24 protein-coding genes are annotated in these 23,231 nt (G+C 46.8%); 10 read left to right on the top strand and 14 right to left on the bottom strand.

Annotated features, from left to right (window positions below; genetic code table 11):
* The first annotated feature begins 31 nt into the window (after positions 1 to 31).
* The gene (locus tag R2X38_RS02830) at positions 32 to 925 is read left to right on the top strand and encodes an aspartoacylase (RefSeq protein WP_317520540.1); all 894 of its coding nucleotides are present in this window, start codon (positions 32 to 34) and stop codon (positions 923 to 925) included.
* A 320-nt stretch (positions 926 to 1,245) separates the two neighbouring features.
* Entirely contained in the window at positions 1,246 to 2,043 is a 798-nt protein-coding gene (locus tag R2X38_RS02825; protein ID WP_317520539.1) for a PAS domain-containing protein, read from the top strand.
* An 18-nt stretch (positions 2,044 to 2,061) separates the two neighbouring features.
* Here R2X38_RS02825 and R2X38_RS02820 read toward each other — a convergent pair whose 3' ends face one another.
* The 5 genes from R2X38_RS02820 to R2X38_RS02800 all read right to left on the bottom strand — a co-directional run bounded on the left by R2X38_RS02820 (position 2,062) and on the right by R2X38_RS02800 (position 7,283).
* Positions 2,062 to 2,376, bottom strand: coding sequence for a DOPA 4,5-dioxygenase family protein (locus tag R2X38_RS02820; protein WP_317520537.1), 315 nt, complete (start codon positions 2,374 to 2,376; stop codon positions 2,062 to 2,064).
* A gap of 82 nt (positions 2,377 to 2,458) precedes the next feature.
* Entirely contained in the window at positions 2,459 to 3,214 is a 756-nt protein-coding gene (locus tag R2X38_RS02815) for a glutamine amidotransferase-related protein (protein WP_317520536.1), read from the bottom strand.
* 49 nt (positions 3,215 to 3,263) lie between these two features.
* Positions 3,264 to 4,427, bottom strand: coding sequence for an iron-containing alcohol dehydrogenase (locus R2X38_RS02810; protein WP_317520534.1), 1,164 nt, complete (start codon positions 4,425 to 4,427; stop codon positions 3,264 to 3,266).
* A 3-nt stretch (positions 4,428 to 4,430) separates the two neighbouring features.
* Positions 4,431 to 5,900: an aldehyde dehydrogenase family protein gene (locus R2X38_RS02805; protein ID WP_317520533.1), complete on the bottom strand. Its 1,470-nt coding sequence runs from the start codon at positions 5,898 to 5,900 to the stop codon at positions 4,431 to 4,433.
* A gap of 15 nt (positions 5,901 to 5,915) precedes the next feature.
* The gene (locus R2X38_RS02800; protein WP_317520532.1) at positions 5,916 to 7,283 is read right to left on the bottom strand and encodes a glutamine synthetase; all 1,368 of its coding nucleotides are present in this window, start codon (positions 7,281 to 7,283) and stop codon (positions 5,916 to 5,918) included.
* 218 nt (positions 7,284 to 7,501) lie between these two features.
* Between R2X38_RS02800 and R2X38_RS02795 the strand changes: the two genes are divergently transcribed.
* From R2X38_RS02795 to R2X38_RS02785, 3 genes are all read left to right on the top strand, one after another.
* The gene (locus R2X38_RS02795) at positions 7,502 to 8,179 is read left to right on the top strand and encodes a DNA alkylation repair protein (RefSeq protein ID WP_317520531.1); all 678 of its coding nucleotides are present in this window, start codon (positions 7,502 to 7,504) and stop codon (positions 8,177 to 8,179) included.
* A gap of 129 nt (positions 8,180 to 8,308) precedes the next feature.
* On the top strand, positions 8,309 to 8,659 hold the full coding sequence (locus R2X38_RS02790; RefSeq protein WP_107296143.1) for a RidA family protein: 351 nt from the start codon (positions 8,309 to 8,311) through the stop codon (positions 8,657 to 8,659).
* Between the two features lie 74 nt (positions 8,660 to 8,733).
* Entirely contained in the window at positions 8,734 to 9,051 is a 318-nt protein-coding gene (locus R2X38_RS02785; RefSeq protein WP_317520530.1) for a DUF1496 domain-containing protein, read from the top strand.
* Positions 9,052 to 9,176: 125 nt separating this feature from the next.
* On the opposite strand, the gene R2X38_RS02780 is transcribed toward R2X38_RS02785, so the two are convergent.
* The 4 genes from R2X38_RS02780 to R2X38_RS02765 form a co-directional block, all read right to left on the bottom strand.
* On the bottom strand, positions 9,177 to 9,341 hold the full coding sequence (locus R2X38_RS02780; RefSeq protein ID WP_170114867.1) for a hypothetical protein: 165 nt from the start codon (positions 9,339 to 9,341) through the stop codon (positions 9,177 to 9,179).
* A 349-nt stretch (positions 9,342 to 9,690) separates the two neighbouring features.
* A complete protein-coding gene (locus R2X38_RS02775; protein ID WP_039456122.1) occupies positions 9,691 to 9,990 on the bottom strand; it encodes a YfcZ/YiiS family protein in 300 nt (99 codons plus the stop codon).
* A gap of 179 nt (positions 9,991 to 10,169) precedes the next feature.
* A complete protein-coding gene (locus R2X38_RS02770) occupies positions 10,170 to 12,095 on the bottom strand; it encodes an ATP-dependent DNA helicase RecQ (RefSeq protein ID WP_317520529.1) in 1,926 nt (641 codons plus the stop codon).
* 139 nt (positions 12,096 to 12,234) lie between these two features.
* A complete protein-coding gene (locus R2X38_RS02765) occupies positions 12,235 to 13,821 on the bottom strand; it encodes a PAS domain-containing methyl-accepting chemotaxis protein (protein WP_317520528.1) in 1,587 nt (528 codons plus the stop codon).
* A 370-nt stretch (positions 13,822 to 14,191) separates the two neighbouring features.
* Between R2X38_RS02765 and R2X38_RS02760 the strand changes: the two genes are divergently transcribed.
* The 3 genes from R2X38_RS02760 (at position 14,192) to R2X38_RS02750 (ending at position 16,707) form a co-directional block, all read left to right on the top strand.
* On the top strand, positions 14,192 to 15,136 hold the full coding sequence (locus R2X38_RS02760; RefSeq protein WP_317520527.1) for an SPFH domain-containing protein: 945 nt from the start codon (positions 14,192 to 14,194) through the stop codon (positions 15,134 to 15,136).
* Positions 15,133 to 15,591, top strand: a complete 459-nt coding sequence (locus tag R2X38_RS02755) for an NfeD family protein (protein WP_317520526.1) — start codon at positions 15,133 to 15,135, stop codon at positions 15,589 to 15,591. Before R2X38_RS02760 ends, R2X38_RS02755 begins: the two co-directional genes overlap by 4 nt.
* Before the next feature lie 276 nt (positions 15,592 to 15,867).
* The gene (locus R2X38_RS02750; RefSeq protein ID WP_317520524.1) at positions 15,868 to 16,707 is read left to right on the top strand and encodes a 2OG-Fe(II) oxygenase family protein; all 840 of its coding nucleotides are present in this window, start codon (positions 15,868 to 15,870) and stop codon (positions 16,705 to 16,707) included.
* 88 nt (positions 16,708 to 16,795) lie between these two features.
* Here R2X38_RS02750 and R2X38_RS02745 read toward each other — a convergent pair whose 3' ends face one another.
* Complete coding sequence (locus R2X38_RS02745) at positions 16,796 to 17,200, bottom strand: hypothetical protein (protein WP_317520523.1); 405 nt, start codon at positions 17,198 to 17,200, stop codon at positions 16,796 to 16,798.
* Between the two features lie 277 nt (positions 17,201 to 17,477).
* Between R2X38_RS02745 and R2X38_RS02740 the strand changes: the two genes are divergently transcribed.
* Complete coding sequence (locus R2X38_RS02740; RefSeq protein WP_317520522.1) at positions 17,478 to 17,936, top strand: cytochrome C; 459 nt, start codon at positions 17,478 to 17,480, stop codon at positions 17,934 to 17,936.
* A 45-nt stretch (positions 17,937 to 17,981) separates the two neighbouring features.
* Here R2X38_RS02740 and R2X38_RS02735 read toward each other — a convergent pair whose 3' ends face one another.
* Positions 17,982 to 19,121, bottom strand: a complete 1,140-nt coding sequence (locus R2X38_RS02735) for a YdcF family protein (RefSeq protein ID WP_317520521.1) — start codon at positions 19,119 to 19,121, stop codon at positions 17,982 to 17,984.
* Positions 19,122 to 19,274: 153 nt separating this feature from the next.
* Here R2X38_RS02735 and R2X38_RS02730 point away from each other — a divergent pair, with 153 nt between their 5' ends.
* Positions 19,275 to 19,673 carry a VOC family protein gene (locus tag R2X38_RS02730; protein ID WP_317520520.1) on the top strand — a complete coding sequence of 133 codons (399 nt, stop codon included), beginning with the start codon at positions 19,275 to 19,277 and terminating at the stop codon, positions 19,671 to 19,673.
* A 97-nt stretch (positions 19,674 to 19,770) separates the two neighbouring features.
* Here R2X38_RS02730 and R2X38_RS02725 read toward each other — a convergent pair whose 3' ends face one another.
* From R2X38_RS02725 to maoP, 3 genes are all read right to left on the bottom strand, one after another.
* Positions 19,771 to 21,753, bottom strand: a complete 1,983-nt coding sequence (locus tag R2X38_RS02725; RefSeq protein WP_317520519.1) for a flavohemoglobin expression-modulating QEGLA motif protein — start codon at positions 21,751 to 21,753, stop codon at positions 19,771 to 19,773.
* A complete protein-coding gene (gshB, locus tag R2X38_RS02720; protein WP_317520518.1) occupies positions 21,737 to 22,765 on the bottom strand; it encodes a glutathione synthase in 1,029 nt (342 codons plus the stop codon). Before gshB ends, R2X38_RS02725 begins: the two co-directional genes overlap by 17 nt.
* 119 nt (positions 22,766 to 22,884) lie before the next feature.
* Positions 22,885 to 23,226, bottom strand: coding sequence for a DUF413 domain-containing protein (maoP, locus tag R2X38_RS02715; protein WP_317520516.1), 342 nt, complete (start codon positions 23,224 to 23,226; stop codon positions 22,885 to 22,887).
* Between the last annotated feature and the right edge of the window lie 5 nt (positions 23,227 to 23,231).

The raw sequence follows: 23,231 nt of genomic DNA, 5'->3' as shown, positions 1-23,231 counted from the left end.
TAGATACTGATTAAGGCGAGTCTGAACCGAAATGACAGGGACGAATACATTGAACAAAGTGGCCATTGTTGGCGGTACCCACGGTAATGAATTTAGTGGCATTTACCTGCTACGTAAATGGCGTGAAACACCACAGTTGATCCAGCGAGACAGTTTTACGGTTGAAACCGTATTTGCTAACCCAAAAGCGTTTGAGGAGAACAAGCGCTATCTTGATTGTGATATGAACCGTCAGTTTGGAAATGACGATCTCATCAATCCTGACTTGGCAAATTACGAGCAAAGCCGGGCCAAAGCAATCAACGCCCAGCTAGGCCCTAAAGGCAATGCCAAGACCGATTTTATTATCGATCTGCATAACACGACCAGCAATATGGGGCCATCGCTTATCTTGCTGCAGACAGATACCTTCAACCGACAGCTTGGTGCCTATGTCTCGGCCCAAATGCCTGATGCGGTTATCGTGCTTGAAGATCATGTCGCTGTTCACGAGCATTGCTTTTTGAGTTCAATTACCGAACAGGGCGTCATTGTTGAAATTGGTCCGCAGCCTCAGTCTGTCATCCGCCAAGATGTATTGGATTGGATGGAGGAGATGACCGGCCATATTCTCGACTTCGTTGACTTGTATAACCGCAATGCATTGCCAGTGCTGCCTGCTAGTTATGAAGCTTACAAGTACCATGAAACACTTAAGTTGCCTGAGAATGAGCAAGGCGAGCGAATCGGTATGGTTCACCGTAACGTGCAGGATGCCGACTTCAAAGTGCTGCGTCATGGCGATCCAATCTTTACGCTGTTTGACGGCCAGGAAATTTGTTGGGAAGGGGATTACGAGGCTTATCCGCATTTCATCAACGAAGCGGCCTACTACGACAACAACCTTGCGATGTCGTTGGCGAAGAAAGTCGTTGTTACCGTTTAGTCGCTTGCTTCGAGTTGTTTAGAAACCGCCTGCTCTGCAGGCGGTTTTTTTATATAAGTAGTGTTATGGGGATGGTGCACTGTAAGTGGGCTCATGGCTGGCACTGACGAGAGGCCTTTTTTTAATTAATTTATATTAACCTGTATGCATGCCTAGGGTTTGTTTAATTTACTCTTTCTATCTTGCATTACATTAGAGGTGGTCAAATTGTCTTACAATTTATATGACAAATTGGTTGAGAAGCTATACTCATTAGGTATTCTTATGTCGCTTTTAAAATGCATAATTTAATCTTATTTTCGGTCATCTAACAAACAATAATGAACATAACAGATGAACAGTATCTTTATGCTGTTGGGCTAAAAAATATCTCCAGCCCATTTCCGTGTGCCGTTTATGATGGTGAGGGTAACTATGCTGCGATAAACCGATCCTATGAAGATATTCTAGGTCTAAAATGCGAGCAGGTAAGCGGGTTAAAGAATTCAGAAATCCAGTGCAATTTTAGTGATTTTGCTGATGTGATTGATATTCAAAATAACCATGTGCTGGAGAGCCAAGATTACCTTTTTTCACTCAATATCATAAAACTTTCTTCTGGGTGCAAGGCGTACTATGTGTCTAAACGCCCTATCATCAATTTATCTGGTAAAGTCGTTGGTATTGATGTCAGCATGTTCAATACAGGGTTCATTTTTACATTATCTTCTGCATTTAATGATCCAAGCATGTATTACAACCAAGGTCATGAAGTTGATTTTAAAGCATCTAAGTTATGTGAAAGCTTTACATCGCTACAGGAAACGTATGCTTACTTTATTATGTGCGGGTTTTCCAATGAGTTTATAAGCAATATTCTTGGTAAGTCGATCAAAACCGTCGAGAACAATATGGCTCGATTATTTGATAAAGCGCAACTCCGTTATTGTGGAACCATCAACAGCAGAAGAGCGCTACGAGATTATTTGTTAACTCACCGAATCACTAACTTATCACCTGCAGGGGTCATGGCCAACACGATTAAAACGTTGACAGTGCTACCCAGAAATAGCACTTATCGTGCCCCTTCCGATTCTAACTATCCTGTTTCGTTTAATGACTTTGGCAAGGATATATAACGCAGCAGAGTTTAGCACTTAAAGTAATATTTCCGTCTTTATAGGGAGTACAGCGCCAAGCCAAATAGCTTTTGTGGTGTGATCAGATAACACATCATCAGACACAGGATGGATCAAAACCGATAATTCCCCTCGTTCATTGTCCAGCCAGTCAACAAAGCCTTGTTTATTATCAGCAAAATGGACTTCAAACATAGGTTTGCTATGTGGACCGACTTCGCGGTGCACAAGGGGAAATACTCGGCTAACATCTTGGCGCTGGGCGATTTTTTCGTGTAGACGTTCAGCGGCGTTGATTTGGCATTCATCAAAGTAAATATGGGCGTGATACATAACAGCCTCCATGATCTCCAAGCGTTGTTGGAATCATTGTAAGCTTGTGAGAAAAACAGACGAGGGCTTTTGTTTGATGGAGTTATTCGGTTTTATTGAAGGTATGGTGATTGCTAAGTAATTGCCGATAGCGAAAGAACTGGATGATCCACTGTGTGACCTCAAGGTGGTCTGTGGATTGATCGAGTGAGTCCAAAGCGATTTGGTAAGTCTGAGCTGGATAAATACTTTTTCGAAGCTCTAACAAGTCGTACAGGTACTCTGGGGTGAACTCGGGGTGGCCTTGAATACCTAGGAAGTGCTGATCAACGAGCATGATGCTGCTAGGACAGAAATCGCTGCTGGCAAGAATGGTCGTGTTTTCCGGGGGGCGAATAACTTGATCTTGATGGCTTACTAACAGGGACACCTTGTTTGAAGGCTCAGTTAGCCAAGGAGGTTGCTGAGTTAATGGGATATTTAGGGTTGCTTGAGCTGCGCCTATTCCCCAGCCTCTATCAGACTGCATCACTTCTCCGGCAAGTGCCTGCGCAATCATTTGATGGCCGAAGCAGATCCCCACCAAAGGGATGTGCTGAAAGAAGAGTTGATGGACAAATCCTTGGAAGACATTTATCCACCGATTTTGCTCATAAACACTGTACCGACTGCCACTGGTTAAGTAGCCGTCGCACTCGTTCAATGATTGTGGGTACTGGCCATCAATGACTCGGTAGAATTGCAGTTCAATATTAGAGTCGACTTGTGCGAACAGGTTGGTGAACATCGCTGGGTAATTACCATGCTTGGGCTGTAACTCTGGCCTGACATCATCACACAGCAATACACCTAGCTTCATTTTCTTACCTCAATTTCAGACCTATATCTTCAGACTGACCTGTTCAACCTTACAAATCGAGCTTGCCGTTGAGGGCAAAGTTAAAGACCGCTTGATACTGCTCCTGAGATAAGTGTATAGGGTTTCCACTGGCAGCGGCGTCTTTTAGTGCCTGAGAGGCAATGACTTCTTGTTCTTGATTGTTGATGCCCAATTCAGATAATGAATGCGGAACATGGAGCTGCTTTCGCAGTCCCAGTACCCACTCGAGTACACCGTCGAAGCCTTCTTTCTCCAGCTCAAGATAGTGAGACAGCCGTTGCATTTTCTCGTGAAGGTAATGCCGATTGGCGCACAATACATAAGGCATCAAGACAGCATTCAATAACCCATGATGCAGGTTGTAGCGAGCGCCAAGCGTATGAGCCAATGCATGCATTGCGCCAAGCCCTTTCTGGAAAGCGGTCGCTCCCATCGAAGAGGCAATAAGCATTTGGGTTCTCGCTTGTAGGTTGGTCCCGTCAGTGTATGCGATGGGGAGGTACAGCTTAATTAACCGCATGCCTTCAATGGCAATGGCCTCCGCCATGGGGTGGTAGCTTGGCGAACAGTACGCTTCAAGGTTGTGGGACAAAGCATCCAGACCTGTTGCTGCTGTGAGGTGGGCTGGTAGGTCAACAGTAAGGGTGGGATCCAAAATAACGTGCGTAGGCAGCATCTTTGGGTGGAATATGATGCGCTTACATTGGCTTTGAGTATCAGTAATCACCGATGCTCTTCCTACTTCTGAGCCGGTTCCAGCAGTGGTTGGCAGGGCGATAACGGGAGCGATAAGGGTTGAATCGGCCTGTTTCCAATTATCACCTATATCTTCAAATTCCCATAATGATTGCTTTTGCTGAGCAACTAAGGCTATGGCTTTACCAATATCCAGAGATGAGCCTCCACCAATGGCAATGATGCCGTCATGTTTTCCTTCTAGAAAAGCAGTATTACCACTTTCAACCTGCTCCCCAGTTGGGTTTCCTTCAAAACTATCGAATATGTCGGTGGTTAAGCTGGCTTCTTCACATGCAGTGAGAATCGATTGTATTGCTTGGGTGTTTGCCAGCGATGAGTCGATGACAAACAGTGGTCGCTGTATCGATGATGTTTGGCAGACCGAAACCAGTTGCGAACTGGCATTTTCGCCAACGAGTATTTCTGTGGGGTAGTGCCAATGCAGGAGAGTCATGGGCTAGTCCAATGAATTAGGTGATATGTTGTCATCAACGTTGGTATGTTGCTTACGCGGGTGCTTCAGATGATAAGACTTGGGGCGGGTTAGTGTCTCAAACCCCAGCGTCGATAAGGCATAGCCTTTACCTGAGTGCTTGATACCTGTCCATGCCAGCGCAGGGTCGAGATAGTCACAACGGTTAGCGAAAAAGGTTCCCGTCTCAACTTGCTCACCAATGGCAATAGCTTGCTTAATATCAGATGTAAAAATACTCGCTGTCAGTCCGTATTGGCTATCGTTCATTAAATCGATAGCTTCTTGGTCAGAAAACACCTTTTGTATCGGTAGCACTGGGCCAAATGTTTCCTCGGTCATAACCTGCATTTGGTGATTCACCTCGGTTAACACTTGTGGCGCAATATATGGGCTCCCCAGCTTGCTATTAGGGAAGCAGGCTTCTGAGATATGTACTTGGGCACCCTGTTGTTTCGCATCGGCAATTTGTTGGCGGACATGGTCGGCGGCCTTGGCTGAAATCAATGGCCCCAAGGTGGTGTCTTCATCCAGTGGAAACCCCAATTGGTACTGATTGACTAATCTTACGGCTTTTTCGACAAACTCGTCATGGACACGGTGGTCGACATACACCCGCTCTATGGCACAGCATGATTGCCCTGCATTATACAGTGCGCCATCAACTATGGTTTCGGCAGCCAAGCTGATATCGGCATCATGACGGACATAGGCTGGGTCATTGCCTCCAAGTTCAAGGCCAAGGCCATGGAAATGTCCAGCGGCTGCTATTTCGATTAACGCCCCTCCGGTGACAGAGCCGGTAAAAACGACATGCTGGAGTTGGTCACTGCTAACCATCTCTTCGGTGGCTTCATGACTCAAGAACACGTGTTGGAAGACGCCATTGGGCAGTTGGGCTTCATCAAAAGCTTGCTGGAAACGCTGGGCACAGAGTGGGGTATGGGAAGACGGTTTCAAGATCACGCTGTTTCCTGCTAACAAAGCAGGAACGATTGAGTTAATGGCAGTGAGATAGGGGTAATTCCAGGGAGATATCACCAGTATTGTTCCTAGCGGTTCCCTCGTTATGTAGCGAGTAAAGCCTGATTTATCTGGTAACTCTACGGGTGCAAGTGCTTGCTCACAGTGCTTTATCATGTAGCGGGCACGCTCTTCGACACCTCTAAGCTCGCTGCCACTGTGCTGGATAGGTCGGCCCATCATCCAGCTGAGTTCGGTCGCAATCATATCTTTGTGGCTCAGGAGCGCATCGATAGCCCGGGTACAGTATTTTTGTCGCTTGGCAAGTGGTGTGAGTTTCCACTCTTTTTGTGCTTTGTTGGCACTATCAAGCGTGTCCTGTATCACTTCGGGTGTGGCAAGCGTAACGGTTGCCACCACACTTCCATCTGCAGGAGAGAGGGTATTTTGGACAACACCCTGTGGGATGTCTGTTTTAACTGAACGATTCAAATGTTTTTCCTCGTCTCAGATAATTTCAAAATAACGGCTGAGCTCCCAGTCGGTGACGTGCTTTCTGAACTCCCTATCTTCCCATTCTCTTGAGGCAGCAAAGTGCTCGACAAAAGCTTCGCCGAACAATGAAACAGCAGCTTCTGATAGCTTGAACCTCTGGGTGGCATCCCACAGTGTGCGCGGTAGGGCAAGGGTATCGCTGTGAGCTTGTTGGTAAGCATTTCCTAACACTGGATCTGAAGGTTCCCAGCCATGTTCAATACCAATGAGTCCAGAACCAAGCGCAGCGGCCAGGGCTAAAAACGGGTTGGCATCGGCCGCCCCGATGCGGTATTCGATACGCTGTGACTTTTCAGAACCAGTGATCACCCTGAGCGATGTCGTGCGGTTTTCGATGCCCCAAGTGGCGTCGGTGGGGGCCCAGAACCCGGGGATCATCCGGCTGTAACTGTTCACCGAGGGAGCAACCATACAGAGCAGTTCTGGCATCAGGCGTTGCTGGCCAGCCAGGAAATGGCGTTGAACAGCACTCATTGAGTGGGGTTCATTGTGGTCAAAAAAGACATTGTTGCCGTCTTGATCGCGAAGGGAGAGGTGAATATGGCCGCTCTGGCCTGGGTAGTCATTGCTCCATTTCGCCATAAAGGTCGCCATCAACTCGTTCTTCTGCGCCAGCACTTTCATGTAGGTTTTGAACAGCGCGGCTTTATCCGCAGCATGGCATGCGTGGTCGACAGAAATTGCGGCTTCGATGACGCCTGGGCCGGTTTCCGAATGGATGCCTTCAATGGGAAAGTCCATAGCCTCGGCCATGGCAAGGATAGACTTGTAGAGATCGGAATAGGTTGAATTACGTATCATTGAGTAACCGAACCAATCCGGAGTAATAGGTTCAAGGTTTCTGAAGCCTTTCTCACGGACAGAATGCGGTGTTTCACGAAACAGGAAGAACTCGTATTCAAACGCTGCTCTTGGGATCAGCCCCATGGATTTGGCTTTATCAAGCACCCTGCGTAGCGTGGCCCTTGGGCAAACCGATTCTGCTTCGCCTGCAAATTCAGCCATAAACAGCAACATGCCGTCTTCGTCTAGCACATCACGGCAACTGGAAGGAATGATCCTCACAGGAGCATCAGGATAACCAGTATGCCAACCTGTGTACCGGGTATTATCGTAGAGCTGATCTTTGACATCCCAGCCTAGTACCACATCACAGAAGGCAAATCCCTTGTCGAGTGACGAGAAAAATTTTTCCTTCGACATATACTTGCCGCGCATTACGCCATCGTTGTCGAACAGCCCCACCTTGACATGGCTGAGCTTGCGCTCATCGATAATCTGCTTGGCATCGTCAACCGTTCTGACCTCTCTTGGCTGCATAGGCGGGTATCCCTTCTGTTGGCTAAGCGTTAGCTAGGAAATAGGCAAATAAGCGTCATGATTAGGATTTTTTTATTATTGATTTAAACCTAGGAAGAGGTCGGACATTCGTCAACTTTATCAATAGGGTGATTTGTAAGACATTGGTATTGTGCAAGTAACTGTGTTCCAATATCGGCAAACTATTTTAATGATAAGTAAAGAAAAGGAAGTTATTGATGTCACTTGTTATTCCTATGGTGATATTCATGCAGCAGCGAATGGCCGAAGCGGGTAATGCCGATGATGCAAAAGCCATGCAAGCGTATATGAAAACCGAGCAACCTTTCTATGGGGTGAAAGCGCCTGAGCGAAAGGCAATATTCAAGCAAGCCCGAGAACACACAAAAATTACTTCTTTCATTGAGTACAAGCGCTTGGTGCTTTGGCTTTGGGCGGGGGAAAACCGTGAAGAACAGTACATGGCGATGGATGCTGCCGAATACTACAAAGCGTTTCGTACATTGGAAGCTTTTCCTGTTTACGAAGAGATGCTTAACGAAGCCAGTCATTGGGATACCGTTGATAAAATAGCCGCTAACTTAATTGGCCTGCTGGTAAAAGAGCACCGCGGACTTGAAAGTGTTGTCCGCAATTGGCGCGAATCGGATAATATGTGGCTACGCAGGGCATCATTGCTGGTTCACCTCAAACATAAAGCGGATACCAACCTCCCTTTGCTTGAGGAAACCATTTTGATGTTGGCTAATGAGAAAGAGTTTTTTATTCGCAAGGCGATTGGTTGGGTGCTTCGAGAATATGCGAAAACCGACCCTGGTTATGTCAGGTCTTTCGTTCAACAATATCAAGAACAATTATCTCCGATGAGCCAGAAAGAGGCGCTGAAAAACCTGTAAGTAAAGCGTTAACTATCAAAATGATAGTCAGAAATACTTTTTACTGAGCGGGGTGTAGTTGTTAATATAGCGGCGAGCCGTAATCGATAAGAATTACATTGTAACGAATACATTTAAAAGGCAATTATCGTGATTGAACGTCAAGAAACTGGTCAACGTATGAGTCGTATTGTTAAGCATAACGGTACTGTTTACCTATGCGGTCAAGTGTGTGCGGATGCGACACAAGGCATTACCGAGCAGACTCAAACCATGCTGGACAAAGTAGAAAAACTTCTGGAACAAGCAGGCAGTGATAAAGAGCACATGCTTTCTGCGACTATTTATATCAAAGATATGAAAGATTTCGCTGAAATGAACGCGGTATGGGATAACTGGGTGCCAGCAGGCCATGCCCCGGCACGTGCTTGTGTTGAAGCGAGTATGGCACGCGAAGCTTTGTTGGTTGAAATTTCTGTTGTTGCTGCCGTTAAAGAGTAATAGCGATACCTTTTTTCTTAAGTAATGCGCTGAATGGGTCGCTGATATAGAGCAGGGTTATCAAGGAGAAGATGATGAACAAGTGGAACCTGGTGAAGCCAGTGAGTAAACAAAGTTTATTTAAACCATCCCTTTTCACACTGATCTTGTCTTTATTGCTGATGTTGCCTTACTCCCAGGCTTTGGTGGCAAAAGAGATTTCGGTGAAGTCACACCCCAAAGTGAGCCTCGAGGGGACATTTAATACTCAGCGAGTCTGCTTCTATGAAGGGCGATCCTACTCATTGGGTGCCGTGATAGCCATTGAAGGTGTGCTGCTGGAATGCCAGCCTGAAAAACACTTTGAAACCAATGGTACCCTTAAGTGGGTAAGGCTAGAAAAGAAGTCTTAGCCTGTAGATAGTTATTATTACATCGCTCCAAAAGAAAATGCAGCCAAATTCCTTACGGGACTGGCTGCATTGTCGTAACAGGGGGAACTGTTACTTGAATAAATTTTTCAGCGGACTGAGCCGAATTAGCGAACTAGGCGACCAGAGTCAGGGCCAAGTTTGCCTGTCCCACCTTCATGGTGAGCCGTTTTTGCTCCCATTTCTTGCATCAAAAACTCTTTCAATGCGGCAGATTCGCGCTCGTTAGTTGGTTTCCAGTTAGAGATCACTCGTGCTTTATTGCTGTTCATCGAATATTTCCTTTTCTATCCATGATATGTACTGAATATCATGTGCTTAGTGATTCATAATGTTGCTGTCATTTTCATACAAAACGAAATCAATTTCCACTATTAAATTCGTTAAGCGAATGCACTTAATTTGATACTCATTGATAACAGAGAATCGCTTGTAGGCATATCTGACCAGTATTGTGGAAGTATATGCAAGCAAACGGAGTAACTATGTCCTTATTGAGTGCTTTCTTAAATATAGCTGCAAATGGAAAGAAAAAAAGCCGATACCCAAAGGGAATCGGCTTTTCTGGAATCTGAGAAAAATGTTGTAAAATTACACAACTTTTCGGTCTAAAAAGACCTATTAACGCATCAGCGAGCGTGTTTTAAGTTCGAAGATCAGCTTTTCAGCGCTGCATTCGAACTGGAAACGTGCTGTAAGCTCAGTGCTGTCGTCTTGCATAGGGCTAACTTCATGCTTGAAGTTGGCATTAACTTCTTTTGCAAGGGCTAGGTAGTTGGCTAGCTCTGCTTCTAAGGCTGCTTTATCACCACCGAAGATCTTTACGTCAGCAACATCATCATTTTCTTTGATGATAAAACCCATCTCAGCTGATACACCGCAAGCTTCGCAGGTTTGGTATTCTTGGCTTTCGTTTGTCATGGCGTTTACTCTATCTCCATTTATATTATGGGGACATTTTAAAACGTTGTGACGAAGATCGCTATGGGGAATGTTATTTTTTCATAATACAAATGTGTACTTGCTGGATGAGGAGATAGGGTGAAGTTGGTAGGATGAGTACCAACTTCTACTGATTGCTAGCGATTATCTGATTAGAACTAGGTAAGGTTCGGATAAAGCTGATGAATTTGCGTTAAGGTTTGCTGGAACGGGTATTGCTCCATTTTGCCAAACCCAGACAGCTGGCGGGCTTTAATTGCAGTATGAAGCGGGCTTGTCATACCACAAAGGAAGCGGGTGACAGCTGCTGCTGAAGGTGAGTCCGGGCAAGCCGCAATAAATGGGTCGCACCAAGCTTTCAGCATGTTCTCGGATACCTCGGCCAGCTGGGTGTCTGACGGAAGTGTTGCAGTATGCCCACGGCAGACTGAGCAGTGACCACATTGCTGCGGCGCTTGGTGATCAGCAAAATAGCTGGCCAGCTCATGGCTGAGGCATTGCTTGCTTTCGAAGAAGGAAAGCATGTTGTCTAGCCTTGCGATTTCACTCTGCTCCTTGGCTTTGAACAACTGATAGAGGTGTGTAGCCTCTTGTCCGATATCGAAATTTGAGTTGGTCACTCGGTACACATCGGTCATTTGCTTGCTTTCCAATGCTACCCAGCCCTTTTCGCTGAAATAGTCGATGGCGGCCACAACACGCTTTCGTTCTGCCTGTGTGGTCTGCCACAGCGCATCAAAGTCAACGGTGTGCCAGGTGCGTGCTTTTGGCGAGCAAGCAAATATATTACTGACGAACTGCTGCCGCTCTCCCTGGAATTGGTTGATGATAAATTGCTGCTCGACAAGTAACTTAAAGCGATAATCAGCAAAGTAGGTGTATTGTGGCTCAATGATGTTAGCCATTTCCAAATACACCAACAAGGTCTTCAACGGCAGCATGCGGATGTTGCTTTCCTTGGATAAGCGTAATTGTACCACTTCCCATTGGGGGGCATTTTGTTGGATCAGCCTAAGTACCGTTTCAATCGCCGATTGATCCGGCGTGTCGCCATAAACGAAATTCTCCAGCACATTCAGCCCCGATTTGCTGCCTAGCAGAATACAATCTGAGTGCTGACCGTCTCGTCCAGCGCGACCAATTTCCTGGCTGTAGTTTTCAATGGATTTCGGCAGATCAAAGTGGATCACCCGGCGGATATCGGATTTATCGATTCCCATACCGAAGGCGATAGTGGCAATGATGCACTGGTGTTTGCCGGCCATGAAGTCAGTTTGAATTTGCTGGCGGCGGTCGCTATCCATACCGGCATGGTAGGCCTGAGCCATGAGTCCTTGCTGCTGTAGGAAAGTAGCTAAATCTTCAGCTGTTTTTTGTAAGGTTACGTAGACAATGGTTGGCAGAGAAGGATCACTGTTGAGTGTATCGAATAACGCGCTTTGTTTTTCTGTCTCAGGCGTAGGCACAATCATTAAATCAAGGTTCGAACGATAGAAACCAGTGATCACGATGTTATCTTCACTAATACCAAACTTTTGCCCCATATCATTGATAACCGCAGGGGTCGCTGTCGCTGTTAACAGCAGGACCTGGGGGATATTGAGCAACTGACGGTACTGCGGCAGCTTGAGGTAATCAGGGCGGAAATTGTGTCCCCACTCGGAAATACAGTGTGCCTCATCAACCACCAACAACGAGATAGGCACTTGGGAGATGAACTGACGAAAGCGCTCGTTGTTTAACCTCTCGACTGAAATCATTAGGATCTTAATGTTGCCGGAGCGTACCCCTTGCATTACCTGCTGAGTCTCTTCCCATGTTTGGCTTGAATCAATTGAAGCAGCCTGTATCCCTTTGCTGTGCAGGAAACTGATTTGGTCTTTCATCAATGCCAACAGTGGCGAGATCACCAGCGTCAGGTGAGGAAGTTGCAAAGCCGGAAGTTGGTAGCACAATGACTTGCCAGATCCGGTTGGGAAGATAGCGGCAGCAGAATGGCCATCAACGACTTTGCTGATCACTTCATCTTGGCCTGGACGCAGGCTATCAAAGCCAAAAAGCTGTTTAAGGTTATTGAGATACATAGGTAATATATAGAATAAGGGCAATCCACTGATCATACCTAAGTATGAATGGATTGCCCATGTAGTTAGTCTGATTGTTATCAAGCTCTAACTGCAAGCGTTGATACGACGAACTGTTGCATCAAACTGCGAGGTAGCTCTAATGGCGTTTAAACCGCTCTGCGAGAAGGTAGAAATCATCAACGCGACGTTTGAGCTCTGCACTGCTTTGTTCTACTTGGTTGACACCCTCAAGGTTTTGCTGCGAAGTATCAGCCAGGGCATGGATATGCTCACTGGTTTGCTTGGCATGGGCTTCCTGGCTTTGCGCTGATGATGATACTTGATCGACCAGCTCATTTATTGCCTGCATATTTTGTTCGACAGCCCCTAAAGCTTCAGCTCCTTGAGCGGCTTGCTCGACACATGCCAAGGTATCGTCATGATTATTTTTGATTAGCACTTGCCAATTTTCGATGGTAGACAGCATGTTGCCGATACTGGTCTGGATTTGTTCGGTAGCCGTTTGCGTTCGAGATGACAGGGCACGGACCTCACCGGCAACGACAGCAAACCCGCGGCCATGTTCACCTGCCCGAGCAGCTTCTATGGCTGCGTTTAGTGCCAGCAAATTCGTTTGGTCGGCAATACCACTGATTTCGGACATCACGGCACTGACAGTCTCCGCCTCGGTACTGAGTTTGTCGGTAGCATCTGTGGCTTGGCGGGCTTGGTCCGATAAAGCGTTTAAGCTTGACTGGGTGGCATCCAGTTGTGTGCGAGTCACTGAGCACTGGCCCCGGGTTAGATCTAGCAACTGATGGCCTTCGCCAGCATGAAGCGAAATGGTGCGTGCCGAGTCAGAGATATTATCGATAGACGTTGCCATGTGCTGGATGCTCTTGTTCTGCTCACCGATAGCACTGTTGACCTTATGGGTAGTGGCATTCAAATCATCAGCTAGATCATGTAGTGGAGCGGCAGAGTCTGTCATTCTTCCGAGTACTGTTCGCATACCTGCAGAAGCCATTTTCAAGTGGTAATCAACCACCGAGTAGGCATCATTGCCGGAAAAAATCGCCCGGCTCAAGCTGTCATACTGTGATTTCAGCTTTTCGATTTTAGATGGAGTACTGAACAGTTCCTGACGAAACAGAGTGCCTAAAACTATCGCAGGCGTAAGGCCTATTAAGGCGTTTACGCTAAGGCCGTAAGAAATCAAAGTTGCTGATGTGGGCAGGGCACAGGCGGCAGCAAGCAATCCATATTTTAAAGAGGTAGGTAAGGCGAATGAGGGCACCTTGCTACCACGCTCAGCTTTGATTAACTGTTTATAGGCAGATTCAGCCGTTCTGACTAGCTGCGCTTCTGGCCTAACCCGGACTGATTGATAACCAACTATCTTGCCGTCATCGTAAATTGGGGTGACGTAAGCATCCACCCAGTAGTAGCCGCCGGCTTTGGTCCGGTTTTTGACAATACCACGCCAAGGCTTACCTGCCTGTATTTGTTGCCATAGATCGGCAAAGGCCACCTTCGGCATATCTTGATGGCGGATAATATTATGGTTTTGTCCCTGCAGTTCCTGTTCAGAATACCCAGCAACCCGGCAGAAAGCAGCATTGCTATAGGTGATGACCCCTTTAAGATCTGTGGTTGAGACTAGTTGCTCACCTTCTGCGAAGGTCACTTCCTGATTGTGGTTTGGCTGATGGGTAGCGTTGACTTGTGGTGTTGAGCGCGTCACTAGATAACCCTTTGTATGTATATTGTTGTTTTTGGGGCAATGAGAGCACACCAATGTAGTAAATGGAAATAGTTTGTCTTTTTTTAATGTGAAATGTTAACTCGGGCGTATTGTGCTGTTAATTTGTAATCAAATTAATGATTTGCCAATTTTTTGACGTAAGTGGCAGGACTATAAAGGTATTGATGTGTATTCCAGAGAAAGCAGTAAATGTCATCCCTTGTCGCCATTTTGGTGGCAAAAAATTAGTTTTGTATATCTATGATATGAGCACTTTTTTGTGGAAGATATTTGAGCTATGCGTTGTATTGATATGGTTGCATAAGTTATCCTGACTACCAACTGAACGCTGTTTATTAAGGAGAGCAACATGCCGTACGATACTTTGGTCACTGTGGGTATATTTATCATAGTGGCAATTGTGTTTATTGCTTCTGGTGTCAAAACCGTTCCGCAGGGAAGTGAGTGGACTGTCGAACGCTTTGGACGTTACACCAAAACGCTGCGTCCCGGCCTTAATTTGATTGTACCGTTTATTGATCAGATCGGTAATAAGATCAATATGATGGAACGTGTGCTTGATATTCCGGCACAAGAGGTGATTTCGCGCGATAACGCCAATGTCACCATTGATGCAGTGTGTTTTGTCCAGGTCATTGATGCAGCAAAAGCTGCGTATGAAGTAACAGATCTGGAGCATGCTATCCGTAATCTAACGCTTACCAATATCCGTACTGTGCTTGGTTCGATGGAGCTCGATGAGATGCTATCTCAACGCGATACCATTAATGGCAGATTGCTTACAATTGTTGACCAAGCAACCAACCCATGGGGGGTGAAAGTCACCCGCATCGAAATCAAAGATGTCCAGCCGCCAGCGGATTTGACTTCTGCCATGAACGCCCAGATGAAAGCTGAGCGTAACAAACGTGCCGAAGTGCTAGAAGCTGAAGGTGTCAGACAAGCCGAAATCCTCCGTGCTGAAGGTCATAAACAATCAGAGATCCTCCGGGCAGAAGGTGACAAGCAAGCCGCTATTCTTCAGGCGGAAGCGAGGGAGCGTGCGGCGGAAGCAGAAGCAAGGGCGACAGCAATGGTGTCCGATGCTATTGCCAAAGGGGATCTACAAGCGGTTAATTATTTCATTGCCCAAGGCTATACCGATGCATTGAAAACCATCGGCCAAGCTGAAAATGGTAAAATTATTATGTTGCCGCTGGAAGCAACTGGCTTGATGGGTTCAGTTGCCGGGATCACCGAGATCCTAAGCCAGACTGGCCGCAGTAAAGAGGGTGATACAGGTAAGAACGCATGATTACGCTACTAGAGCAAATGAATGTCTGGCACTGGTTGGCGCTGGGCCTGGTCTTGCTGCTGTTGGAGTTACTGGGAACAGCAGGCTATTTGCTATGGCTAGGTTTATCAGCACTGCTGGTTGGTGCGATTTTGTTCTTTTTGCCACTTGGCTGGGAAATGCAGTGGCTGACTTTTGCGGTGTTCTGTTTGTTCACTACTTGGTTGTGGTGGCGTTATCAGCACAAGAAGGATAGAGAAGGTGACGAACAACGCAGCTTGAACCAACGCTCAGAACAGTTGGTCGGGCAGACCTGCGTGCTTGAGAGCGATTTCCCTCTGGGTCAAGGTCGCTTGCAACTTGGCGATACAACGTGGTCTGCCAAATCTGAAGCAAATATACCAGCTGGAACCTTGGTAGAGGTTGTGCGGGTTGAAGGAATCGTTGTCGTTATTCAAGAAAAAGCCAACCAGTAGAGAAGAAGATATGAGCAATGTTGAGTGGTGGCGTGAAATGGTAAGTTTGCGCGATTAACTTCCACTATATTGGCTCTGTGTTTGTAATTTGCTGGTATTGCCTCTGCTATTGCGGAGGCTTTTTTTTGTTTCCTCTTGTGAACAGATTGTTTCCAAAATGGCGGTGTTGGTTGTTTGGCGCAAACGATAAAATGCCATGCAACCGATTACGTCGGTAAAAAAGCCAAGTTACTTGGTATAAAAATAACGAGTCAGTCAGATAGAAGAAGATAAACCATGAAATTGGAAGCAGTTGATTATAACGCGCCCGATGCCGCCGAGCGCTTTGTCGAGTCACTCCGCAACACCGGTTTTGGTGTGCTTAAGAACCACCCAATCCAGCAGCAGCTTGTTCAGTCGATTTATGATAACTGGCATGGCTTTTTCAGTACTGAAGAGAAAGAAATCTTCCGTTTTAATGTCGACACGCAAGACGGCTTCTTTCCATCAGAAGTGTCAGAAGTGGCCAAAGGCCACACCAAGAAAGACATCAAGGAATACTTCCACTATTACCCATGGGGTCAGTGTCCAGACATATTGAAAGCAGAGTTGCAGCGCTACTACGAAGAAGCCAATAAACTGGCGAGCCAACTATTAGGTTGGGTAGAAGAGCATTCTCCGGCAAACGTTTCTGGCCTATATTCTCAGCCACTGTCATCGATGATTGACGGTAGCGAAAAAACCTTGCTGCGTGTCCTTCACTACCCGCCGTTGAAAGGTGACGAAGAACTTGGGGCTATCCGAGCCGGCGCTCACGAAGATATCAACTTGCTAACGGTACTGCCTGCTGCCAATGAGCCAGGGCTCCAGGTGCTGACCAAAGAAGGTGAGTGGCTGGATGTGCCGTGTGATTTTGGTAATTTGATCATCAACATTGGTGATATGCTGCAAGAAGCCTCAGGTGGTTACTTCCCATCGACAACCCACCGAGTGATTAACCCTGAAGGGGCAGACAAGACGAAAGCGCGTATTTCGCTACCGCTGTTTCTGCACCCAAAACCTGAAGTAGTGTTGTCTGATCGCCACACGGCGAACAGCTACCTGATGGAGCGTTTGCGCGAACTGGGCGTGATTTAATAAACGCCAGCGTACAAGTATCAGTATACAGCCCGGCGTTTGCCGGGCTGTTTTGTTATTGGTGCATTAAAGTAATAAGTAAGCTTGGTTATACCTGCCCAGGTTTATCACTCGCCTTTTCGAAGTAGAACTTGTACTCTCGCACCCCATCAATCTGTACACCTTTATCTCTCAGTTCGAGATACTGTTGCATCTTTATCGTTCTGAAATCTAACGCTTTCAACGCCAGGATTATCCGCAGCTCATCCATTGAGCGTGATTTGGCATTCGAACTACAGGTGCTACAGATAACATGTGTTTTGGGCTTGAATCCGGTCTTATCCAGCCAAACAAGTGCTTTGGGCGAAAAACGCTCACCACAGAAGTAACAATGATTGTCCTGCTCATTAGCCGCATGCTCTCTTAACGCTTTAGGGCTCAGTGGTTTGTTCGCTGGGGGAATTTGGCTTTTCTTTGTGCCGCTGAAAGCCGAGAACTGGACTACGTTAGACATTTGGGTAACTCTCACAATCAAGGTGTTTTCGTTAAGGTGCCGCTTATAGTTAATCCTAACTAGGTATCTAACAGTAATCTACTCTTTCGAGTTAGTTACTTGCCTTCGAAAGCTCCCTTGGGGCTAACTTGGCCGAAGGGCAGACTGTGTTTTGACTTTTATCAACCAAGAATGATTTATCTGATTATCTAGCCTGTTGCTTTTTAGAACAGCTTCTACACTTATCATAGCCACAGAATCGTTGAACAAATCTAAGCAAAAAGATAGGTGGTGATTTATGAAAACTTTATCATTACTACTTGGTACAATATTAGTTGCCTCACTAACCGGGTGTTCACCACCCGAACGCGGGAATACCGCTGCGTTTACATTACCTCCGGGCAATGCTGCGCATGGGGAAGAGTTGTTCCGGCATTACCAGTGTTTGAGCTGCCATACCATGGAGGGCTATGAGCGTCCTGAAGTGCTGGATGAGTCTGGAGTGAGTGTTGAGCTGGGTGGTAAAGTTCCTAGACTTAAAAAATACCAAGAGCTTGTTATTTCAGTGATTAATCCTAGCCACCGTATTGCCCAAGGCTTTGACCCTGGTGAAGTGGTGCGTTCAGGAGAATCCATTATGCCAAGTTATAACGACGTAATGACGGTAACTGACTTGGTTGACCTTATTACTTTCCTTGAAAGTAAATACGAACTAGAGCCATATGAATATACCCAATACGAAGGGTTCTATCATTAGTGCCCCTTCCGTATGTGTTTAAGGCCCACTATGGGCCTTTTTTTGTTAGACCTGCCTGTACCCACCACACTTAAAAGCCGACATTCCGTATCCGCGCAGTGCATCGATATAGCAATTTATACGTGTTTGCCCATAAGGAAAGCTTTCTTGTGACAGCCCATCTTGAACCGCTATGTGGTCAAAACTGATAGTGTTAAGCGAGTTGCTATTACTATTCAGTTTAAGCTGCTGGCTTTTATGTTGAACCGTCTCAAACAATACCTGGGAGCGGTGGACATGGATAGAGGCGCTGACTAAGGTCGCGGCTTTGATCCCTTTCGCTTGCAATAACGCCAAGCTATTTTGGGCATTTTCTATGGTATTGGTTGCTTTGTCTTCTTTGATAATTCGCCTGTTATCGACTCCACTTACTTCAAGCCAGCGTTGCATTTGCTCCGCTTCGGTGACCCCTACTGTTTCTAACCCGCCAGTTACAACAACTATGCTTTTTGGGTTTTGGGTGGCTAGTTCAAGTGTTTTTTCCAGTCGTAATTTAAGGGGAAGGGCGATAGAACCATCACTATTGAGCTTGTAGCCCAGAGTAACGATGGCATGTGGCGAATTTGTGTCTGTGGATGAAGCTGGGCAACGGTAGCAAATTGGTTTAGCTAGGACGTTCTCAATAATTTCAATTACACCTCCAATGGTTTGGCCGCAATGTTTGTCATATTGTTTTTTGAGGTGAGTAACCTGTTCAAGGTGAGAAATCTGGTCAAGATGATAAAGCTCTTCAAGATAACCGAGGTGTTTAGTCACTGATTTAAGGTTGCCTTGGTAGTGATGCCAAATTGCTAGGTAAGCATGGAGCGTTGCCTGCTGCCATTGATTGGCTTTTAGAAGCGCTCGGTTATATCCAGTAATCGCCTCGTCGATTTTCCCCTGGAAGCTATGCATATTCGCCATGGTCATGAGGATATCAGCTGTTTCGTCAGAATCCGCTGAGTCCAAAGCGTAAGTTAAGTAATGCAGGACTGCATCAAGATTAGATACGGATTGCCCATTCAAAATGAAGTTGTGGCGATGGGGGCTGTTATAGGCCTCCAATGCCAGTTTGATATAGTCCATGCGTAATCTATCCCTGTCTCTGAATGCGGGGTTGCAAAGAGTATCGTATCTTTCATTCACAATTTTGCAAAGTGATATCATGTAAAAACATCATAGAAACAAGATGTTGAGTTTGCTTCTTGTGATATTGAAATTCTTTTCCTTGTATCAAAAATTCAGCAGAATCAACTGAGCAGAACCGGCGAGTTAGACTAGCTTTAATAGCAGGTGTGCAACATCGATAAGGAGAGAAGGATGGCGAGCGTTTTTGAGCAACATGGTGCTTTTAGTTGGTCTGAATTAATGACCGATGACCCCGAGAAAGCGATTGAGTTCTACCGGCAGGTGATTGGGTGGGATGTTGAGGCGATGCCTATGGAAGGTGGGACTTACCATGTATTAAAAGCGGGTGGTGAGCCTGTAGGCGGTATTATGGGCAAACCGGAAGGCTACGAAAATATCCCCAACCACTGGGGGAGCTATATCACGGTGGAAGATGTGGATGATACCGTAGCGGCGGCGAAAGCCGCGGGCGGCTGTATTGTCTATGAGCCCAAAGATATCCCGGGCGTGGGGCGTATATGTGCCATTAGCGATCAGGATGGAGCCATTGTGTCGGTGATCGCCTACGAAAACAAAGAATGTGAAGACTGACTCGTTAGAACCGTTTTTTATAGCGAACGGTATGAATCGACTCGCAATAACAAAGCCGCAAGGTAACCTTGCGGCTTTTGGACTTGTGGCGCTGCTGTTATCGAATGCAATTGAGCAAATAGTTGATAATAGGGTCGCTGGTATCCTTCATGGCCAGAGCCTTTGGCAAGTAAGCCGGTTTCTTGAGTATCTCGCGGGTGATCAACTCGTCAAGCAGCGGCTTGAAATCAAACCCCGTCTTACCGATGAACATCGACGTCAGATCTTCCTTTGCATAGGCATGCAATGCATCCTTAAGCCCTTTAAGATACAGGTAGTCCTTGGTAAAGCCGCCGCCTCGATATGCCCGAGCCGTTACCGTGAAGGCCTGGTTGTCGCTGATCCCATAGTCATGCTTGAGGACATGGAAGGTCTCATTGTAGCTTTCCCCCTTCACCATCATATCGACAGCTATAACCCGCAGCGCCAGTGTTTTCAGGCGGTGAAGCGGGAAACTCCCCGACAGGTGCTCACACAATATCGCTAAACCCTCCTGCGAGTGGGTGTTACCTGGGAGCCCCAGCTTTAACACCTTCAGCGGCTGCAAATCGGCATTGGCACTGGTGACCAAGTGCACCCCTAGCTCGTGGTGGATCAGGGCATCCAGATCCTTGCGGCTGAATGTCGCTCCCTGGTTGACCTTGATTGTCCTTCCACTGACCATCGCTCGTGCAATTAACTGCTTAGAGCCCGCAACTTTACATTTCACGCCATATTCTTCAGCCGCTAGTTTGAAAGCCTGAATTGCTTCTTGAGCGGTGATCGTCTCTTCTTCTGGTTCGCTGTATTCGCAGGCGTGCAAGATGAAGTTGGCATTGGCAATATCGTTTTGATCCGGCTGGCCATAGTACCTCAAAGAGTTGTACAGAAACTCATCACTGCCGATGCTGGTCAGCAAATCGATTCGTACCGCCAATTGATCTATCACTTTGCGGTACATTGCCTGAATATCCGCATCACGGATATCTTCCACCGGCAGGCGATACAACTGCTCGCGGAACTTGAACGGATCTAGATCTAGTTGCCGGTAAGTAAAGTCGGGCCGGTAGTCAAATGGGCGGTGCAAGAACCGGCGCTTCTCCTGTTTGATATTCAGCGGGTTGATATAGCTGAGTGTATTCACCCCTTTGGCGATAGTATAAAGCTGGCGATCGAGCTTGAGTACTTCACGGGGCAGTCTAGATGCCAGTACGTGACTGCCAGTTAGCTTCTTGACTTTCGTTCGGCGCAGAATAGTCTCAGCGGCGTGTTCGGTCAGTACGTTTTTCATCTCGGCACGAAGCTTCTCGAGAACCAACGGGAAGCTTTCACCGCGAGCCTCGTCCATGAATACCTTTTTCACTTCCAGCGGCATGATCAGTGTATTGGCAAAATTGGCTTTCACAAAGCTGGCTTGATAACCCATGCCTTGGAAAACATCATTCACTTCTGCAGTAACACCGATGTTTGGTAATTCGATGTTGCGCAGTTTGCCGACAAGGCTGTCAATCTCCTTGCGCCAGCGACGGGTGTTGACCTGTCGCGTGCCAAGGTTGAATACCGGCACATCGCGATCAATGCGCTGGTAGTTGTATGAATGCACGTCATACAACAGACAAAGGCCGAATTTACTTTCTAGCGTGTCAATCAGGCACGCTAGGATACGGTAGTAGCAGCTGTGTTTTGCCAGTGAAACAGCACGCTCTTCCTCAGACAGCGGTGTCTGCCAAACCGGCTTGCCCCATGCTTCATCGTAGATGCAATTTTCAGGCGCACGGTTCAAGTCATACTCGTAACGTGAATCTTCACCCTGTAGCACAATTGGCAGTGAGGATATGAAATCACCCGTGAACGGGTCTTCCTCGAAATAGCGTTCTTCTTCTGTAAGCAGACAGTTTGGCATCAGGTCACCGCGTAGGCGGTGACCATGATGGATAGCTGTGGCGATATAAGGCTGATATTCGCTGATGCGAATGGTCAAGCACCCGTCGTTAAGCTGCGCTTCAAACGGAACATGCTGCTGGATCTTTTCCAGAATTTCCGCTTCAGAAAGTTGTAGCATCGGCAATCACCTGACGAAATTCATTTTTACGGTTGATACTGACTTCTTGAGCCATCACAACACTCTCAGCAAAATCTATGACCTGTGCTTGAAGCTTGGTACGGTTCAAACGGTTGATACGGGTGATGCCGCCAGGGCTTAGCACGTTGACTTCAACCAGTTTGCCGTTGATAACATCCAACCCAACGAAGTAAAGGCCATCACGCACCAGTTTAGGGCCGATGTGCTTACACAAACGAAGCTCTCGCTTGGTCAGGGTATGCTTCACTTCCTTGCCGCCAGCATGGATGTTGGAGCGCACATCGCCTTGGGCTGGCACACGGCGCATTGCACCGATAGGCTCACCGTTTAGCATCATAATGCGCACATCGCCTTCCTCAGCCCCTTCGATATAATCCTGAAGAATCACGTAGTTCTTGTCGTCGCCGATGTAGAAATCCAATAGGGACTTCACGCTCGACTTGGCGCTTTTCTCAACCAGAATCACCCCTTTGCCACCATAACCGTTCAACGGTTTCATGATCATGCGATCATTTGGGTTTTCATCCAGAACGCGTTCCAAGTAATCACGGTTCTTCGATACATGGGTCACCGGAATGAATTCGTTGTTTGGATCAGGCAGCGATGTGGTGTACAGCTTGTTATTCGCCACACGCAAACCGTCGATGTCGTTCATGATAAAGGTATGGTCACGAACTGAATCTAGGAAGTTCAGTGCCATGGTATCCAGAGGCGGGTTGGCGCGCATGAAAATAACATCAAAGCCAGCCAGCGGCAGCTGGGCCTTGCGAAACTCCGCCTTGCGGTAAAAGCTCGGAATATTGCTTGAGACTTCCGCCTTTTTCAGCACTTGGCAGAATGCAATGGCCGTACTGTGTCGCATAGTCAGATTATTCGGTGTTGTAATGGCTACCGTGTGACCGCGTGAGGCAGCCTCGTGGATCAGACGCAGTGTTGAGTCGTTTTCTGGCTCAACTTTGTCCCACGGATACATAACAAAACAAATCTTCATAACAATCGCCTAATTACTGTCTCTTTTGACAGGGATAAAAAAGAAGTAAGCCATCGCACGAAGGGTGGATGGCTTATTCGATAATGAGTAATGTAATGAGTAAATGTGCTTTACTCAGTTTAGATGTCTAAATCGTTATCGACGTCGTCATCTTCGTAGTCGTTATTGCTTTGCTTTCGCTGCGAAACACAAAGGGTATAACTGCGTACTTTATTGGTGGTCTTGTTCACATATTTGGCCCAGCATTTTGCATGGCTGGACTGGAGATCTTTCGAGCCTGTGATCTCAGACAGAAAATTCTGTTCAATATCTGTTTCTGGGATCAGTGAACCATCAGCGAGACCGCGCATGGTGCGGCCATAGGTTTCTAAAAGTTGAGCTTCGCTAACGGTGAAAACACCTGAACGGCTGAAGCCTCGTGGGAAATTTTGATCGTCGTAAAATTTGCCTACACTTCTCATCGAAT

Source organism: Photobacterium rosenbergii (genome assembly GCF_033022775.1).
Classification (GTDB): Bacteria; Pseudomonadota; Gammaproteobacteria; order Enterobacterales; family Vibrionaceae; genus Photobacterium; species Photobacterium rosenbergii_A.
This window is presented reverse-complemented; position numbering and strand designations above follow the sequence as displayed.